The organism is Pseudomonas sp. BNK-7, from assembly GCF_048072025.1.
In the GTDB taxonomy this organism is placed as follows: domain Bacteria; phylum Pseudomonadota; class Gammaproteobacteria; order Pseudomonadales; family Pseudomonadaceae; genus Aquipseudomonas; species Aquipseudomonas danubii.
Genome location: NZ_CP182252.1, coordinates 4,224,554 through 4,240,534, shown reverse-complemented (window position 1 = coordinate 4,240,534; position 15,981 = coordinate 4,224,554). Strand labels below are relative to the sequence as shown.

Annotated in this window: 9 protein-coding genes; 4 read left to right on the top strand and 5 right to left on the bottom strand. The window is 62.8% G+C overall.

Annotated elements, in window-relative coordinates; translation table 11 throughout:
- Nucleotides 1-26: 26 nt before the first annotated feature.
- Nucleotides 27-3,086: an FAD-binding and (Fe-S)-binding domain-containing protein gene (locus ACMGF8_RS19710; protein ID WP_416756989.1), complete on the bottom strand. Its 3,060-nt coding sequence runs from the start codon at nt 3,084-3,086 to the stop codon at nt 27-29.
- 159 nt (nt 3,087-3,245) lie between these two features.
- Between ACMGF8_RS19710 and ACMGF8_RS19705 the strand changes: the two genes are divergently transcribed.
- Nucleotides 3,246-4,139: a LysR substrate-binding domain-containing protein gene (locus ACMGF8_RS19705; RefSeq protein WP_102865172.1), complete on the top strand. Its 894-nt coding sequence runs from the start codon at nt 3,246-3,248 to the stop codon at nt 4,137-4,139.
- Between the two features lie 203 nt (nt 4,140-4,342).
- On the opposite strand, the gene ACMGF8_RS19700 is transcribed toward ACMGF8_RS19705, so the two are convergent.
- From ACMGF8_RS19700 to ACMGF8_RS19685, 4 genes are all read right to left on the bottom strand, one after another.
- Entirely contained in the window at nt 4,343-4,714 is a 372-nt protein-coding gene (locus tag ACMGF8_RS19700; RefSeq protein ID WP_102865173.1) for a DUF4156 domain-containing protein, read from the bottom strand.
- Between the two features lie 216 nt (nt 4,715-4,930).
- A complete protein-coding gene (locus ACMGF8_RS19695; protein ID WP_115582378.1) occupies nt 4,931-5,929 on the bottom strand; it encodes a LacI family DNA-binding transcriptional regulator in 999 nt (332 codons plus the stop codon).
- A 101-nt stretch (nt 5,930-6,030) separates the two neighbouring features.
- Complete coding sequence (locus tag ACMGF8_RS19690) at nt 6,031-7,506, bottom strand: glycoside hydrolase family 32 protein (RefSeq protein WP_102865175.1); 1,476 nt, start codon at nt 7,504-7,506, stop codon at nt 6,031-6,033.
- A gap of 13 nt (nt 7,507-7,519) precedes the next feature.
- Complete coding sequence (locus tag ACMGF8_RS19685) at nt 7,520-8,809, bottom strand: MFS transporter (protein ID WP_102865176.1); 1,290 nt, start codon at nt 8,807-8,809, stop codon at nt 7,520-7,522.
- Between the two features lie 429 nt (nt 8,810-9,238).
- On the opposite strand from ACMGF8_RS19685, the gene mexE reads away from it, so the two are divergent.
- Genes mexE through ACMGF8_RS19670 form a run of 3 tightly spaced genes read left to right on the top strand, consistent with a single transcriptional unit; the run spans nt 9,239 to nt 15,099 of the window.
- Nucleotides 9,239-10,486 carry a multidrug efflux RND transporter periplasmic adaptor subunit MexE gene (mexE, locus tag ACMGF8_RS19680; RefSeq protein ID WP_115582376.1) on the top strand — a complete coding sequence of 416 codons (1,248 nt, stop codon included), beginning with the start codon at nt 9,239-9,241 and terminating at the stop codon, nt 10,484-10,486.
- Between the two features lie 15 nt (nt 10,487-10,501).
- Complete coding sequence (locus ACMGF8_RS19675; RefSeq protein WP_207167834.1) at nt 10,502-13,681, top strand: efflux RND transporter permease subunit; 3,180 nt, start codon at nt 10,502-10,504, stop codon at nt 13,679-13,681.
- Nucleotides 13,678-15,099 carry an efflux transporter outer membrane subunit gene (locus ACMGF8_RS19670; protein ID WP_416756988.1) on the top strand — a complete coding sequence of 474 codons (1,422 nt, stop codon included), beginning with the start codon at nt 13,678-13,680 and terminating at the stop codon, nt 15,097-15,099. Before ACMGF8_RS19675 ends, ACMGF8_RS19670 begins: the two co-directional genes overlap by 4 nt.
- Nucleotides 15,100-15,981 lie beyond the last annotated feature (882 nt).

Below are 15,981 nucleotides of genomic sequence, written 5' to 3'. Positions count from 1 at the left end.
GTCAAACCGCACCATGCCCGCGCCGCTCAAGCGCCTGAGGTCTGGTCGGCGCCGCGCAGCAACTTCAGCAAGGCCTGGAGCGGGTGCTGGACGGTCTGTCCGTCCTTGCGCTTGACCTGGCTGCGGCACGAGTAGCCGTCCGCCAGCAGGCGCCCGGCCCCATTGAGACGGGCCACCAAGGGGCCCCAGGACTGACGGTAAATAACCTCCGAGGTCCCGGCGTTCTGGGTTTCGTGACCATAGGTTCCGGACATCCCACAGCAGCCGCTGGCTTGCACCTGCAACTTCAGGCCGACTCGGGCGAAGATCGTCTGCCACAGCGCCACGCTGCCAGGCTCGTTGGTTTTCTCGGTGCAGTGCGGCACAAAGTGGTAAGTCTCCTGGTCCGCGCCCAGCGCTGACGGCGCCAGTACCTGCGCCAGCCATTCCTGCGGCAGCAGCACGCTCGGAGCCTGATCCTGCCCCAGGGTCTTGGCGTACTCCTGCCGATAAACCAGGGTCATCGCCGGATCAAGACCCACCAATGGAATCTGATAGCGGTGCAGCTGGCGCAGCGTTCGGCCGTTGTAATGCGCAGCCTTTTCGAAGGCTTTCAAAAAGCCCTGGACCTGCAGCGGCTTGCCATTGGCCGCGAACGGCGCGATGTACACCTCAAACCCCAGCCTGGAAATCAGTTCGATCCAATCGGCCAGCAGCGGTGTTTCGAAGTAACGGGTAAAGGCGTCCTGCACGAGAATCACGCTGCGAGCCCGTTGCGCCTCGTCCATCCCCTCAAGCAGCGCAGGCGACGCCACGCGCACGTTCCACCGCCGGCAAACCTCATCAAAATCCAGCAGGCTCAGCAGCGGGCTGTCGATCATTCCGGCCACCCGCCGCAGAAACGCCCCCACCATCCGCGAGCCGATGATGCCGTTGTACAAACGCGGCACGCGGGCGAAGTGGGGAATGGTGTACTCAAGGGAACCGATGAGGTAATCCTTCAACGGGCGCAGATAGCGACTGTGATACAGCTGCAAAAACCGCGAGCGAAAGTCCGGCACATTGACTTTCACCGGGCACTGCCCCGCACAGGACTTGCAGGCGAGGCACCCGGCCATCGCCTCGTAGACCTCATGGGAAAAGTCTTTCTGGCCCAGCTTCCGTGCAAGCGTATTGACCGCACGCCTGGGCAGGCCGAGCAGCTCGGACCTGGACGAGAGAGCCACTTCCAGCACATCGACACCTTGCTGGCCCTGCAAGCGCAGCCACTCACGCACCAGCGACGCGCGCCCCTTGGGCGAGTGCAGTCTATTGCGGGTGCCTTTCCAGGACGGACACATGGCGTCATCGGGGTCGAAGTTGTAGCAGGCGCCGTTGCCATTGCAATGCACCGCGGCGTCGTAGTGCGACCAGACCCGCTCATCGATGGTGCGATCAAGCTCGCCCCGCAACCGGACCTCGTCCACCCGGGTCAACCGGGCGCCGGGCAGCGTCTTGGGCGTGGCGATCTTGCCCGGGTTGAGTTGGTTGTTCGGGTCAAAAGCCGCCTTGAGCTCCTGCAGGGCCGGATAGAGTTCGCCGAAGTAGTCGGGCACATATTGCGACCGCAACCCTTTACCGTGCTCGCCCCAGAGCAAGCCGCCGTGCTTTTGCGTGAGTTCGGCGACGGCGTCGGAAATGGGCCGGATCAGGGCCGCCTGAGCGGGGTCTTTCATGTCCAGGATCGGCCGCACATGCAGGACCCCGGCGTCCACGTGACCGAACATGCCATATTCCAGGCCATGGCCATCAAGCAACTCGCGGAACTGCGCAATGAAATCAGCCAGGTGCTCGGGAGGAACGGCGGTATCTTCCACGAACGGCTGGGGCCGGGCGGAGCCTTTGACGTTGCCCAGCAACCCCACGGCCCGCTTGCGCATCGCGTAGACCCGCTGCACTGCCTGGGCGCCGACGGCCAGGGTGTGCCCCAATCGCACCACGCGGGTGTCACGCTGCAGGTGCAGGACAAATTCATCCACGCGTTGCAGCAAGACCGCCTCGTCGTCGCCGCTGAATTCAACCAGGTTGATGCCCAGGGTCGCCACATCGGGGTCTTGGGGAAAGTATTCGGCGACGCCGTGCCAGACGATGTCGTTCATCGCCAGCCCGAGGACCTTGGAGTCCACCGTCTCGATGGACAGCGGCTTGAGCTGCATCAACGCCTTGGCGTCGCGCAGTGCGTCCATGAAGCCGGCATACCGCACATTGACCAGGATCGAATACTGGGGAATGGGCAGCACATTCAGCGTGGCTTCCACGATGAAACCCAGCGAGCCTTCGGAGCCGCACAGGACACTGTTCAGATTGAGTCGCTCGTTGGGCTCCTGCAGATGCGCCAGGTCGTACCCCGTCAGGCAACGGTTCAGCTTGGGAAAGGTGTGTTCGATCAGCTCGGCATATTGCTCCACGATCTGCGATGCACAGCGATGGATCGCGCCAACCTTGTCTTCGCGACGGGCCTGTGCCTGCCACTGGTCAGGGTCCAGAGGCACACTGTCGAGCCGCTCGCCACCAATGAGAATGGTCGACAGCGCCAGGACATGATCACGGGTCTTGCCATAGGTGCAGCTTCCCTGGCCACTTGCATCGGTGTTGATCATGCCGCCGATGGTGGCCCGGTTTGACGTCGACAGCTCGGGCGCAAAAAACAGTCCATGGGGTTTCAACGCCGCGTTGAGCTGGTCTTTGACCACGCCGCTTTGCACCCGCACCCAGCGCTCCTCGACGTTGATCTCAAGGATGCCGTTCATGTGGCGCGACAAGTCGACCACGATCCCGCTGGTCAACGATTGGCCATTGGTGCCGGTTCCTCCGCCCCGCGGCGTGAGTACCACCGAGCTGAATGGCGCCAGCGCCACGAGGCGGGCCAACAGCTGAACATCTTGCACATTGCGCGGAAACACCGCGGCTTGCGGCAGGCGCTGATAGATCGAGTTGTCGGTCGCCAGCACGGTCCTGAGCCCATGATCGCGAGCGATTTCTCCCTGGAAACCCTCCTGTTCCAGGCGAGCCAGGAACAACTCACAGGCTGGGTTTTTGACTTCATGGGGAGACAACCGGGCAATCATGCTGGAATTCCTACTGGCGATACCGCTAATCTGAGCATTCTCGTTATGTATGCTTACCCCCCGACAGCTGCTGCATGGCAAGGGGCGCACCCACGATTTTGTGGGGCCAAGACGTTTCACACAAACGTAAAACCTGCAGCTTTTGCATGAGCTTTATGAATGAACCCACGCCGACTGACCCCTTCAATGTCCCTGCTGGTCGCTTTCGAGGCCGCCGCCCGCCATTGCAGCTTCACCAAAGCTGCGGACGAACTGGCCCTGACCCAAAGCGCGGTCAGCCGGCAAGTGCAGGCCCTGGAATCGCAGCTGGAGATCTCGCTGTTCAAGCGCGAGGGCAGAAAAATCGAACTCACCGCCGCCGGCGCTCTGTACCAGCATGAACTCAGCGCCGCATTGGGGCGCATTCGCAGCGCCACCCTGCAGACCATTGCCTTCAAGGAAGAAGATGGTCCGTTGAACCTGGCGGTGCTTCCGACGTTCGGCTCAAAATGGCTGCTGCCGAAAATGCATGAGTTCTATGCCCGTCATCCCAGGAACCTGGTGCATATCCATTCAAGGATCATTCACGCCGACAACCCCTCCAGCGTGGGCGACATGCAGGCCATCATCTGTGCGGGAAAAGGGGACTGGCCGGGCTACGTGTCGCACCTGCTGCTGCAAGAAAAACTGATCGTCATCGCCAGCCCCAAGGCCCTGGCAGGCAACCCCGAGCTATCGCTGGACGAGCTCCCCCATCATTTGCTGCTGAACGTGGTGTCTCGCCCCAACGGCTGGTCTGATTGGTTCGACTTCAACAACCTGGATCACCAGAAAATGCGCACGGGCCCCAGCTTCGAGCTCACCGCCCACCTGATCCAGGCGGTGGCCGCAGGCATAGGTATCGGGCTGGTTCCCGATATCCTGGTGCAGGAGGAAATCGAGTCTGGAGCCGTGGTCAAGCTGTTCGGCCCCATGGACAGCGGTCGCAACTATTACCTGACCTGCGCCGCGCGCTACCAGCACTTTCCGGCGTTCAAGACATTCAGCGCCTGGTTGCTGTCCCTCCCCTCCTGAAGCGCCCGCTGCAAGCATCATCCTGCTGCGGGCTCGGCAGCAGAAATGGCCTAGCGCTCCGTTCAACACATCACCAGCGCATGACCATCGGCAGCAGCGGACGCAAATCCCGGCGCTGACCGCTCCCGAACCAATGCCGACATTCATAGCGCTGACAGCTCTGCCATTGGCGGGGCAAAGCTGTTCAGCGCTCAGCGGCAGACTCAGGACTCGGGGCAGCGATAGACATTGCCCGAAAGCGTCACGTTGGTTTGCTCCAGGCGATTATCCGAACCGGTCTGCCCTGCGCGTTGAGTGAGCAGGTAAACCCGGTTGCCCCCCAGCGCCGCGGCCTTGTTTTTCAGGTCGTTGCGGGCGCCGGTTTCGAGATTGGCGTTACCCGTGATACTGCCCAATAAAAAGTCGCCCTGACTGCCGGTGACATCACCAAGAAACTGGCATTCACGTCCCGGTTCGTTGTGGGTGATGCGCACATTGTTGGCCCCGGGTCCGGCTATTGAAGTGGGCGCGCAACCTGCCAGGACAAACAACGCGGCACACAGACCGATCCCCGTGAGCCTATGAGAGAGATACATCCGGATGATTCCTTTCGTGCATTTGGAGCGATACCCCGAGCGGAGAATCCTTCGGGGCGGTAGAGCGCGCAGTATCAAACTTTGCTGAAGCCGGAGTTGTATTAATCAGTGAATCTACAGTCAAAAAATGTAAAGACCGGTCGACGATTCGCCAGCTCCAGCGCCAGGATCATGAGCACCCGCCGGGTGTGCGCATGGTCCTGTCAGCCATGCCGTTCAGCAGGATTCGCGTTCTACCAGCGGGCACGCAACCCTGTGAATCGTCGGCTGTTCCCAGCGCTCGATGAGGTATTGCGCAGAACGCCGCCCCATTTCGTAATACGGCAACTGCACGGTACTGAGCGGCGGGTAGAACAGCTCGGCAACACCGATCATGTTGTCGTACCCCAGAACCGCCACGTCCTGCGGAATACGCAGACCGCGACTTAGCAAGTACTGGTAAGCCACCAAAGCGATGCGGTCGTTACCACAGATAAGAAGATCGAACGCTGGCGCTCCTTGCGACGCTTGCAATTGCGCCTCCAGCGCGGCGATCGTTTCCTGATAGGCGTCATCCTGGGACAGGCTGTATTGCGGAACATCGGCCACGGATATTCCAGCCTCAGTGAGGGCTCGACACAATCCAAGCTGGCGCTGCTCCCAGGCCAGGCTGGCTTGTGGCAGGTTGATGCACAACGGACTGCGGTAGCCACGCTTGAGCGCATGCCGCACAGCCTGATACTGGCCGTCGGCATCGTCAGGCACATAACAGGCCACCCCGGACTCCAGGCTCATGCAATTGCTCAGCACCAGCGGCAGGCTGCGCAACGCCGGGGGGATCTCGATGGTCCGCAGCTGCATGGCGCTGAAGATGATTCCGTCAGGCTGGTGGGACAGCATCAGGTCGATGGTCTGCTGGCTCGGCGGCACTTCGAACACGTTGAGGATGAAGACATTCCAGCCGTGTTCCCGGGCGGTGCGCTCCATGGACAGGAGCATTTCCACGGCGAAGGGCGTGGTGGCGGTATCCAGCGCGAAGACGCCAATGGTTTTGCTACGGGAAGCGCCGCCGCGGATCTGTCGGGCAGAAAGACTGGGGACATAACCCAGGGTCTCAACCGCTTGCAGAACCTTCGCCAGGGTTTCCTGATTGACTTTTTCCGGGGTATTGAGCGCCCTGGACACCGTCATCAAGGAAACCCCTGCGAGGTGCGCGACATCTTTAACTGAGGCCATTCGCAGGTGCCAATGCTTGTGTGGCCGGGCATCATGTCATGCTTGGCAAAAGCATGACAACACATCGCCAGACGTCGTGCGCCCATGGCCGATCAGCAGGGTCAGAGGCGCAGATCAGCCAGGTGCCAGACCGACGCATCGCCAAACCCAGCGCTGCCATTGACCGCAAACGCCATGACCGCCTGACTGTCCGGACGAGGATAGATCCGGCTGCTCAAGCTATAAGCGCCGTCATCGACAAACACCTCGATAGACGAACGATCAAGGAAAATCCGCAAGTCTATCCGCGTTTGTCCCTTGGCTATCGGCACGCTGCGCGCACCGCTCACCCCCACTCCCGAGTGTTGCCTGTCCAGCACCAGGCGGCGCGCCATCGCATCGAAATACACCAGGGTCCGCTCTTGCTGATCCTCACTGCAACGCAGCGCCAGCCCAAAGCGCTCAGCAGTGCTGCCAGCCAGGTCCAGGGACAGTTCGAACTCCAGTAACGTCCCTCGCTCATCGAGCAGGCAATTGCCGGATTCGACCACGCCGATTGCCAGTGTCCGTTGCGACTGGCGTAGCGCCTTCAGCTCGCGGGCCGGCCGCATGCGCAGCCGTTCGCCATTACGGCTCAGTTCACGAGGCAGCGACAGCGCACCACACCAGTGCTGCGCCTGACTCGGCATCGGGCTCTCCCACATGTCCATCCAGGCCCACAACAGGCGGCGTCCGTCCGGCGCCAGCAGGGTCTGCGCCGCATAAAAATCGTGACCATGATCCAGTTCACGCGGCTCACCGCACTCGCTGAAGTATCCACGGTCGTCCAGCAGGCCCATCCGATAGCTGTTCTGGAACTTGTTCCAGTTGTCATAACCGCTGGGCTTCAGGCCTTGAGGCGAATAGAGAAACACATCGTTGCCATCGAGTTCGAACAGGTCCGGACACTCCCACATGTAGCCGTCCGACTCGCGTCGCCCCTGCAGCGCGCACCTGAGGTACTTCCAGTGATGCAGATCGTCGGAGCAATAGAGCAGGAGCAGCGGGTCGTCGCCTTGGCGAGCGCCCAAGGCCATCCACCACTGCCCTGCTCGCCACCACACCTTGGGATCGCGAAAATGCATGATGCTCGGCTCAGGCGCCGCATCGATCACCGCCCCGTGCTTGCTGAACGAAACGCCATCGATGCTGCTGGCCAGGCACTGGACCTGACGAATGTGCCGCTCATCACCCGGCGCACCCAGCCAGGTATGCCCGGTGTAGATCAGGTACAGCCTGTCGTCCGCGACCACCGCAGATCCTGAAAAGCAGCCATCGCGGTCATAGGCGTCGCCAGGCGCCAGCGCGATGGGCAGATGCTCCCAGTGCACCAGGTCGCGGCTCTTGGCATGCCCCCAGTGCATCGGCCCCCACTTGGCCGAATAGGGATGATGTTGGTAGAACACATGGTATTCACCGCGAAAAAACACCAGGCCGTTCGGGTCATTCATCCATCCTGCCGGCGGCGCCAGGTGATAGGCCAGGCGATAGTCATCCTCCCGCTCGGGCAATTTTTTTTCGATAGCGCGATGCGCTTGCTCTAACAGTGCAGCGTGCATGGCCGGTTCCTGTCTAGGGTTCATAACGAAGGGCAGATTGAGCGATGGCAGGCAGCTCCGGCGAATCGCCAGGCCGGTCTTGAGCGGCGCCGCGCACGGGGTCCTTGCGCAACAAGGTCCATGACAGCAACAGGCAAACGCCGACCAGGCCTGCCATCAGCACGTAGACGCTGGAGAAACCGAGATGGTCGTAGCCGTAGCCCACCAGCGGGGATAGCAGCATGGCGGTCAATTGCTGGGCGAACTGGAATCCCACCAGGTAGATCGAGGCGGACAGCCGAGAGTCGAAGTTCAGCGATATGTATTTGAATATCGAGACCAGCAGGATGGGCACCTCCAAGGCGTGCAACATCTTGCAGGCAGCGATAGCCCAGGCCTGCGTTGCCATCCCGGAGCCAAGGATGCGCACAAACATGATGCTGCCGGCCAGGATCAGCCCGTATTTGGCGCCTGTGCGGCTGACCACCCAGGGTGCAAACAGCATCAAGACCGCCTCGACCAGCACCTGAGACGAGTTCAGGTAACCATAGGCGCGGGTGCCCTCCTCCGGGGTCGGGAAAAACGAGGAGAAATACACCGGAAACTGTTGCTCGTAGATCATGTAGATCCCGCACACCCCTGTCAGGTACAGGCTGAAAGCCCAGAATCGCGGGAGTGTCAGCAACTTCCAGAGATCGTTCAGGCGCACGGGGTGGGCAACGCTGCCCGCCTGCGCAGCCGGCGGGTTCAAACGGTCAAGGTCCAGGCGGGACAGGATCAGCAGGAACACGACGCCGGCGGCGCTGCTCATGTAAAACGCAATGTCAGGATCAATGTTGAACACCACGCCGACCACGCCGGTCGCGCTGGCCCAGCCCAACGATCCCCACATTCGGGTGGTTCCAAACTCGAACCCCGCATGACGTGACAAACGCTCGGTGTAGGACTCGATTACCCCCACGCCTGCCAGCATCGCCAGCGCCAGAAACGCCGCACCGACCAAGGCGCCGAGCACCACGTTCTGCGCCAACAGGCCGGCGTAGACATAAATGGCAAACGGGGCCGCGGCGCAGAGCAAGATGCCAATCCATACCAACAGTTTTTTGGACAGCCCGAGGCGGTCTTGAAGAGCGCCGTAGAAGGGCTGAACCAGCAACGCCGCAATGGCGTTGGCGGCGAAAATGAACCCGGTTTCCGTGCCATTCAAGCCAATGACTCGATGCAGCCAGATAGAGAACAGCGAATAGCTGGATGACCACGAAAAGAAGAAGAAAAACAATAAACCACTGATAAGCCAGTACTCGCGTTTGGCGGCAAGCTGCATGTGACGACCCTCTTGTTCTTATCTAGGTTAACGTTAACATTGCGACATATTACGCGTCTTCAAACCCTTCGCTGTCAAGTGGAGTCATCTGCAAAAAGCGCTCAACACGCCCCGCATGACCCGCAGAAGGTCCCTGCGCGACAGGCGCCTGCGAGCCGTTCAAACAATCTCTGCAATGCCCGAATACAAAGACAGGAGAGCCTGTTCGCCGACAGCTGCCCCCCTGCCCCGGCGGGCAATGTTGCGTATGCGACAACAATCAATTGCATACCAGGGGATTGATAGCACCCTAACGAAAGGCGCAGGCTAGAGGGCTCGCTTGGGGCTTATATCATTCCGAATGATAGTTACCTTCGCTTCATTCGATTCGTGAGATACCACCCTGCCGAGCATCATCCGCCCATCTCAAATTACCTTGGCGGATGAACCATGGACCAGTCAGTCAAACTCTTGCGTTACCCCTTAGCCGCCCTCGCCGTTCTGGTCATGAGTGCCTGCGGCAAAGCCCCGGAAACCGCCTCCGCCCCGCCCGCTGCCAAGGTCAGTGTGGCCAAGGTGCTGGAGCAGCCGGTCAACGAATGGGATGAGTTCACCGGACGCCTGGAAGCCCCGGAAACCGTGGAAATCCGGCCACGGGTCTCGGGCCAGATCGATCAGGTGGCGTTCACCGAAGGCGCCCTGGTGAAGAAAGGCGACCTGCTGTTCCAGATCGACCCGCGCCCCTTCCAGGCTGAAGTCCGCCGCCTCGAAGCCCAGCTGCAACAAGCCCGGGCCACCGCCACCCGCAGCGCCAACGAAGCCCAGCGCGGCCAGCGCCTGCTGACCAGCAACGCGATTTCCGCCGAGCTGGCCGACACCCGCAGCAGCGCCGCCCAGGAAGCCCGGGCCGGCGTCGATGCGATCCAGGCTCAACTGGACCTGGCCAAGCTCAACCTGAGCTTTACCCGGGTGGTGGCCCCCATCAGCGGTCGCGTCAGCCGCGCACAGATCACCGCCGGCAACCTGGTGACCGCCGATGTCACCGCGCTCACCAGCCTGGTGTCCACCGACAAGGTCTACGCCTACTTCGACGCCGACGAACGCGTGTACCTCAAGTACACCCAACTCGCCCGCCAGGGTCAGCGCGGCCAGACCACCCCGGTGTACCTGGGCCTGTCCAATGAAGAAGGCCACCCGCACCTGGGCCAGATGAACTTCGTCGACAACCAGGTCAACCCCAAGACCGGCACCATCCGCGGCCGCGCCGTGTTCGACAACCGTGACGGCAGCTACACCCCGGGCCTGTATGCGCGCCTGAAACTGGTGGGCAGCGGCACCTACTCGGCGATGCTGATCAACGACGAAGCCGTGGGCACCGACCTGGGCAAGAAGTTCGTGCTGGTGATGGACGCCGACAACAAGCCGGCCTACCGCGCCGTGGAGCTGGGGCCGAAGATCGAGGGCCTGCGCATCGTGCGCAACGGGCTGAGCAAGGACGACACCATCATCGTCAAGGGCTTGCAGCGGGCACGTCCCGGTGCCCCGGTCACGCCTGAAGTGATCCCCATGGCCAGCCAGGAAACCCTCGCCGCCCTGGCCCAACAACGCCAAGCACTGGAAGCCAGCAACCTGCCGCAGGTCACCCCTGCCAAGGCGGCTCCGGCTGTGAAACTCGCCGCTGCGACACCGCGCGGTTAAGGGACGACTCTCAAGATGAATTTTTCCCAGTTCTTCATTTCAAGGCCGATCTTCGCCGCGGTGCTGTCGCTGCTGATCCTGATCGCCGGCGCCATCTCGCTGTTCCAACTGCCCATCAGCGAATACCCGGAAGTGGTGCCACCCACCGTGGTGGTACGCGCCAACTTCCCCGGGGCCAACCCGAAAGTCATCGGTGAAACCGTGGCCGCGCCCCTGGAACAGGCGATCACCGGGGTCGAGAACATGCTCTACATGTCCTCGCAATCCACCGCCGACGGCAAGATCACCCTGACCATCACCTTCGCCCTGGGCACCGACCTGGACAACGCCCAGGTGCAGGTGCAGAACCGCGTGACCCGCACCCAGCCCAAGCTGCCGGAAGAAGTGACGCGCATCGGTATTACCGTGGACAAGGCCTCTCCGGACCTGACCATGGTGGTCCACCTGACCTCGCCGGACCAACGCTACGACATGCTCTACCTGTCCAACTACGCCCTGCTCAACATCAAGGATGAGCTGGCGCGCCTGGGCGGCGTGGGTGATGTACAGCTGTTCGGCATGGGCGACTACTCGCTGCGGGTCTGGCTCGATCCGAACAAGACCGCTTCGCGCAACCTGACCGCCACCGACGTGGTCACCGCGATCCGCGAACAGAACCGCCAGGTCGCCGCCGGTGCCCTGGGCGCTCCGCCTGCGCCCAGCGCCACCAGCTTCCAGCTGTCGGTCAACACCCAGGGCCGACTGGTCACCGAGGAAGAGTTCGAGAACATCATCATTCGCTCAGGCGAAGACGGTGAGATCACTCGCCTGAAAGACATCGCCCGCATCGAACTGGGGTCGAGCCAGTACGCCCTGCGCTCCCTGCTCAACAACCAGCCGGCAGTGGCGATCCCGATCTTCCAGCGCCCGGGCTCCAACGCCATCGAGATCTCCAACGAAGTGCGGGCCAAGATGGCCGAACTCAAGCAGAACTTCCCGCAGGGCATGGACTTCAGCATCGTCTACGACCCGACCATCTTCGTCCGCGGCTCCATCGAGGCGGTGGTGCACACCCTGTTCGAAGCGCTGATCCTGGTGGTGCTGGTGGTGATCCTGTTCCTGCAGACCTGGCGCGCCTCGATCATCCCGCTGGTGGCCGTACCGGTGTCGCTGATCGGCACCTTCGCGGTCATGCACCTGTTCGGCTTCTCCCTCAATGCCCTGTCGCTGTTCGGCCTGGTGCTGGCCATCGGTATCGTGGTGGACGACGCCATCGTGGTGGTGGAGAACGTCGAACGGAACATCGGCCTGGGACTGAACCCGGTGGAGGCCACCCAGCGCGCCATGCGCGAAGTGACCGGCCCGATCATCGCCACCGCCCTGGTGCTGTGCGCGGTGTTCGTACCGGCGGCCTTCATCAGCGGCCTGACCGGGCAGTTCTACAAGCAGTTCGCCCTGACCATCGCGATTTCCACGGTGATCTCGGCCTTCAACTCCCTGACCCTGTCGCCGGCCCTGGCCGCGGTACTGCTCAAGGAACACCATGCGCCCAAGGACCGCTTCTCGAAGATCCTCGACAAGCTGCTGGGGGGCTGGCTGTTCAAGCCGTTCAACCGCTTCTTCGACCGGGCCAGCCATGGCTACGTCGGCACCGTACGCCGGGTCATCCGCGGTAGCGGCATCGCCTTGTTCCTCTATGCCGGCCTGATGGTGCTGACCTGGTTCGGCTTCGCCCACACCCCGACCGGTTTCGTGCCGGCCCAGGACAAGCAATACCTGGTGGCCTTCGCCCAACTGCCGGACGCGGCGAGCCTGGACCGCACCGAAGACGTGATCAAGCGCATGTCCGACATCGCCCTCAAGCAGCCCGGCGTGGAAAGCGCGGTGGCCTTCCCCGGCCTGTCGATCAACGGCTTCACCAACAGCCCGAACAACGGCATCGTCTTCGTCACCTTGAAGCCCTTCGATGAGCGCAAGGACCCGAGCATGTCAGCCGGTGCCATCGCCGGTGCCCTGAACGGCAAATACGCCGATATCCAGGACGCCTACATGGCGATCTTCCCACCGCCGCCGGTACAGGGCCTGGGAACCATTGGCGGCTTCCGCCTGCAAGTGGAAGACCGCAGCGGGCTGGGTTACGACGAGCTGTATAAAGAAGTGCAGAACGTCATCACCAAGAGCCGCAGCGTGCCGGAACTGGCCGGGCTGTTCACCAGCTACCAGGTCAACGTGCCTCAGGTGGACGCGGCCATCGACCGGGAAAAGGCCAAGACCCACGGCGTGGCGATTTCCGACATCTTCGACACCCTGCAGATCTACCTGGGTTCGCTGTATGCCAACGACTTCAACCGCTTTGGCCGCACCTATCAGGTCAACGTCCAGGCCGAGCAGCAGTTCCGTCTCGAGCCCGAACAGATCGGCCAACTGAAAGTGCGCAACAACAAGGGCGAGATGATCCCCCTGGCGACCTTCATCAAGGTCAGCGACACCGCCGGTCCCGACCGCGTGATGCACTACAACGGCTTCGTCACCGCGGAAATCAACGGTGCGGCCGCCCCGGGCTACAGCTCCGGGCAGGCAGAAGCGGCGATCGAGAAACTGCTCAAGGAAGAACTGCCCAACGGCATGACCTACGAATGGACCGAGCTGACCTACCAGCAGATCCTCGCCGGTAACACCGCCCTGTTCGTCTTCCCGCTCTGCGTGCTGCTGGCCTTCCTGGTACTGGCCGCGCAATACGAGAGCTGGAGCCTGCCGCTGGCGGTGATCCTGATCGTGCCGATGACCCTGCTGTCGGCGATTACCGGGGTGATCATCTCCGGTGGCGACAACAACATCTTCACCCAGATCGGCCTGATCGTACTGGTGGGCCTGGCCTGCAAGAACGCGATCCTGATCGTCGAGTTCGCCAAGGACAAACAAGAGGAAGGCCTCGACCCGCTGGCGGCGGTACTGGAAGCCTGCCGCCTGCGTCTGCGGCCGATCCTGATGACCTCCTTCGCCTTCATCATGGGCGTGGTGCCCCTGGTGATCTCCAGCGGCGCCGGTGCGGAAATGCGTCATGCCATGGGCGTCGCCGTGTTCTCCGGGATGCTCGGGGTGACCTTCTTCGGCCTGCTGCTGACCCCAGTGTTCTATGTCCTGATCCGCAATTATGTGGAGCGCAACGAGGCCCGCAAAGCCGCCCGCGCCCTGCAACTGGAGACGCAACAATGAGTGCCAAAGTCTTCCTGCCGAGCCTGCTGGTGCTGGCCCTGAGTGCCTGCGCCGTCGGTCCGGACTACCAAAGCCCAACCACCGAGGCGGCGCACATCAGCGCCGCCACCGATGGCGCTGCGGGCCAGAAGAACTTCGACCGCGCACGCTTCGAAGGCATCTGGTGGCAACAGTTCGATGACCCGACCCTCAACCAGCTGGTGAGCAAATCGCTGCAGGGCAACCGTGAACTGCGGGTGGCCTTCGCCCGCCTGCGGGCCGCCCGGGCAATTCGCGATGACGCCAGCAATGACGCCATGCCCACCATCACCAGCCGCGCCAGCAGCGACCAAGCCAAGGGGCAGATTCCGGGGCAGACCACCAAGCGGGTCAAGAGCGAGCGCTACGACCTGGGCCTGGACATGGCCTGGGAGCTGGACCTGTTCGGCCGCATCCAGCGCAACCTGGAAGCCACCGACGCCGACCAGCAAGCCGCCGAGGCCGACCTGTATCAGTTGCAAGTGACCATGATCGCCGAGCTGGTGGACGCCTACGGCCAGCTGCGCGGCGCGCAACTGCGGGAAAAGATCGCCCTGGCCAACCTGGACAACCAGCAGGCCTCGCGCAAGATCACCGAAAGCCTGCGCGACGCCGGGGTCGGCGACCAGCTCGATGTGGTGCGCGCCGATGCCCGCCTGGCTTCGGTGGAAGCCAGCGTGCCGCAGTTGCAGGCCGAGCAGACCCGTCAGCGCAACCGCATCGCCACCCTGCTGGGTGAGCGTCCGGACCAGCTCAGCGTCGACCTCTCGCCGGCGCAACTACCGGCGATTGCCAAGGCCCTGCCGATTGGCGACCCGGGCGAGCTGCTGCAACGCCGGCCGGACATTCTCAGCGCCGAACGCCAGCTGGCGGCGGCCACCGCACGGATTGGCGTGGCCAAGGCCGACCTGTTTCCACGGGTCAGCCTCAGCGGCTTCCTCGGCTTCACCGCCGGACGCGGTTCACAGATCGGCTCCTCGGCGGCCAGTGCCTGGGCCCTGGGTCCGAGCATCACCTGGGCGGCCTTTGACCTGGGCAGCGTGCGGGCCCGCCTGCGGGGTGCCGACGCCAATGCCGACGGCGCCCTGGCCAGCTACGAGCAGCAAGTACTGCTGGCCCTGGAAGAATCGGAAAACGCCTTCAGCGATTACGGCAAGCGCCAGCAACGGCTGATCTCGCTGATCCGCCAGAGCGAGTCCAGCCGCGCCGCGGCGGACCTGGCCGAGATCCGCTACCGCGAAGGCACCGTGGACTTCCTGGTGCTGCTGGACGCCCAGCGTGAACGCCTGGCGGCCGAAGACGCCCAGGCCCAGGCCGAAGTCGACCTGTACCGCGGCATTGTCGCCATCTACAAGGCCCTGGGCGGTGGCTGGCAGCCAGCGACGGTGGCCAGCCGCTAAGGCATAGCAACGAGCTCCTTTGGTTGGCCGCAACCAACCAATGTTTAGCCCCGTGGATCATTCGGTCGCGGGGCTTTTTTTTGCCACGACATCGCCAAGCAAGGTCCTGCGGACCTTCGCGCAGCCTCGCCGCAGGCTCGACAGCGGCTACACAACTCCCTGTAGCCGCTGCCGCAGGCCGCTCAAGGCTCCGCGGGCAATCGTCAAGCAAGGTCCTGCGGACCTTTTCGCAGCCTCGCCGAGGGCTCGACAGCGGCTACACAGCTCCCTGTAGCCGCTGCCGCAGGCTGCGAACGGCCCGAAGGGACGCCAGGATCGCAAGGCCGCTCAAGACTCCGCGGGCAATCGTCAGGCAAGGTCCTGCGGACCTTTTCGCAGCCTCGCCGCAGGCTCGACAGCGGCTACACAACTCCCTGTAGCCGCTGCCGCAGGCTGCGAACGGCCCGAAGGGACGCCAGGATCGCAAAGCCGCTCAAGACTCCGCGGGCAATCGTCAGACAAGGTCCTGCGGACCTTTTCGCAGCCTCGCCGAGGGCTCGACAGCGGCTACACAGCTCCCTGTAGCCGCTGCCGCAGGCTGCGAACGGCCCGAAGGGACGCCAGGATCGCAAGGCCGCTCAAGACTCCGCGGGCAATCGTCAGGCAAGGTCCTGCGGACCTTTTCGCAGCCTCGCCGCAGGCTCGACAGCGGCTACACAACTCCCTGTAGCCGCTGCCGCAGGCTGCGAACGGCCCGAAGGGACGCCAGGATCGCAAAGCCGCTCAAGACTCCGCGGGCAATCGTCAGACAAGGTCCTGCGGACCTTTTCGCAGCCTCGCCGAGGGCTCGACAGCGGCTACACAGCTCCCTGTAGCCGCTGCCGCAGGCTGCGAACGGCCCGA

Excerpts from the sequence above, each read along its gene's own strand:
- ACMGF8_RS19710 (WP_416756989.1), bottom strand. The coding sequence starts at position 3,086 with ATGATTGCCCGGTTGTCTCCCCATGAAGTCAAAAACCCAGCCTGTGAG.
- ACMGF8_RS19705 (WP_102865172.1), top strand. The coding sequence starts at position 3,246 with ATGAACCCACGCCGACTGACCCCTTCAATGTCCCTGCTGGTCGCTTTC.
- ACMGF8_RS19700 (WP_102865173.1), bottom strand. The coding sequence starts at position 4,714 with ATGTATCTCTCTCATAGGCTCACGGGGATCGGTCTGTGTGCCGCGTTG.
- ACMGF8_RS19695 (WP_115582378.1), bottom strand. The coding sequence starts at position 5,929 with ATGGCCTCAGTTAAAGATGTCGCGCACCTCGCAGGGGTTTCCTTGATG.
- ACMGF8_RS19690 (WP_102865175.1), bottom strand. The coding sequence starts at position 7,506 with ATGCACGCTGCACTGTTAGAGCAAGCGCATCGCGCTATCGAAAAAAAA.
- ACMGF8_RS19685 (WP_102865176.1), bottom strand. The coding sequence starts at position 8,809 with ATGCAGCTTGCCGCCAAACGCGAGTACTGGCTTATCAGTGGTTTATTG.
- mexE (WP_115582376.1), top strand. The coding sequence starts at position 9,239 with ATGGACCAGTCAGTCAAACTCTTGCGTTACCCCTTAGCCGCCCTCGCC.
- ACMGF8_RS19675 (WP_207167834.1), top strand. The coding sequence starts at position 10,502 with ATGAATTTTTCCCAGTTCTTCATTTCAAGGCCGATCTTCGCCGCGGTG.
- ACMGF8_RS19670 (WP_416756988.1), top strand. The coding sequence starts at position 13,678 with ATGAGTGCCAAAGTCTTCCTGCCGAGCCTGCTGGTGCTGGCCCTGAGT.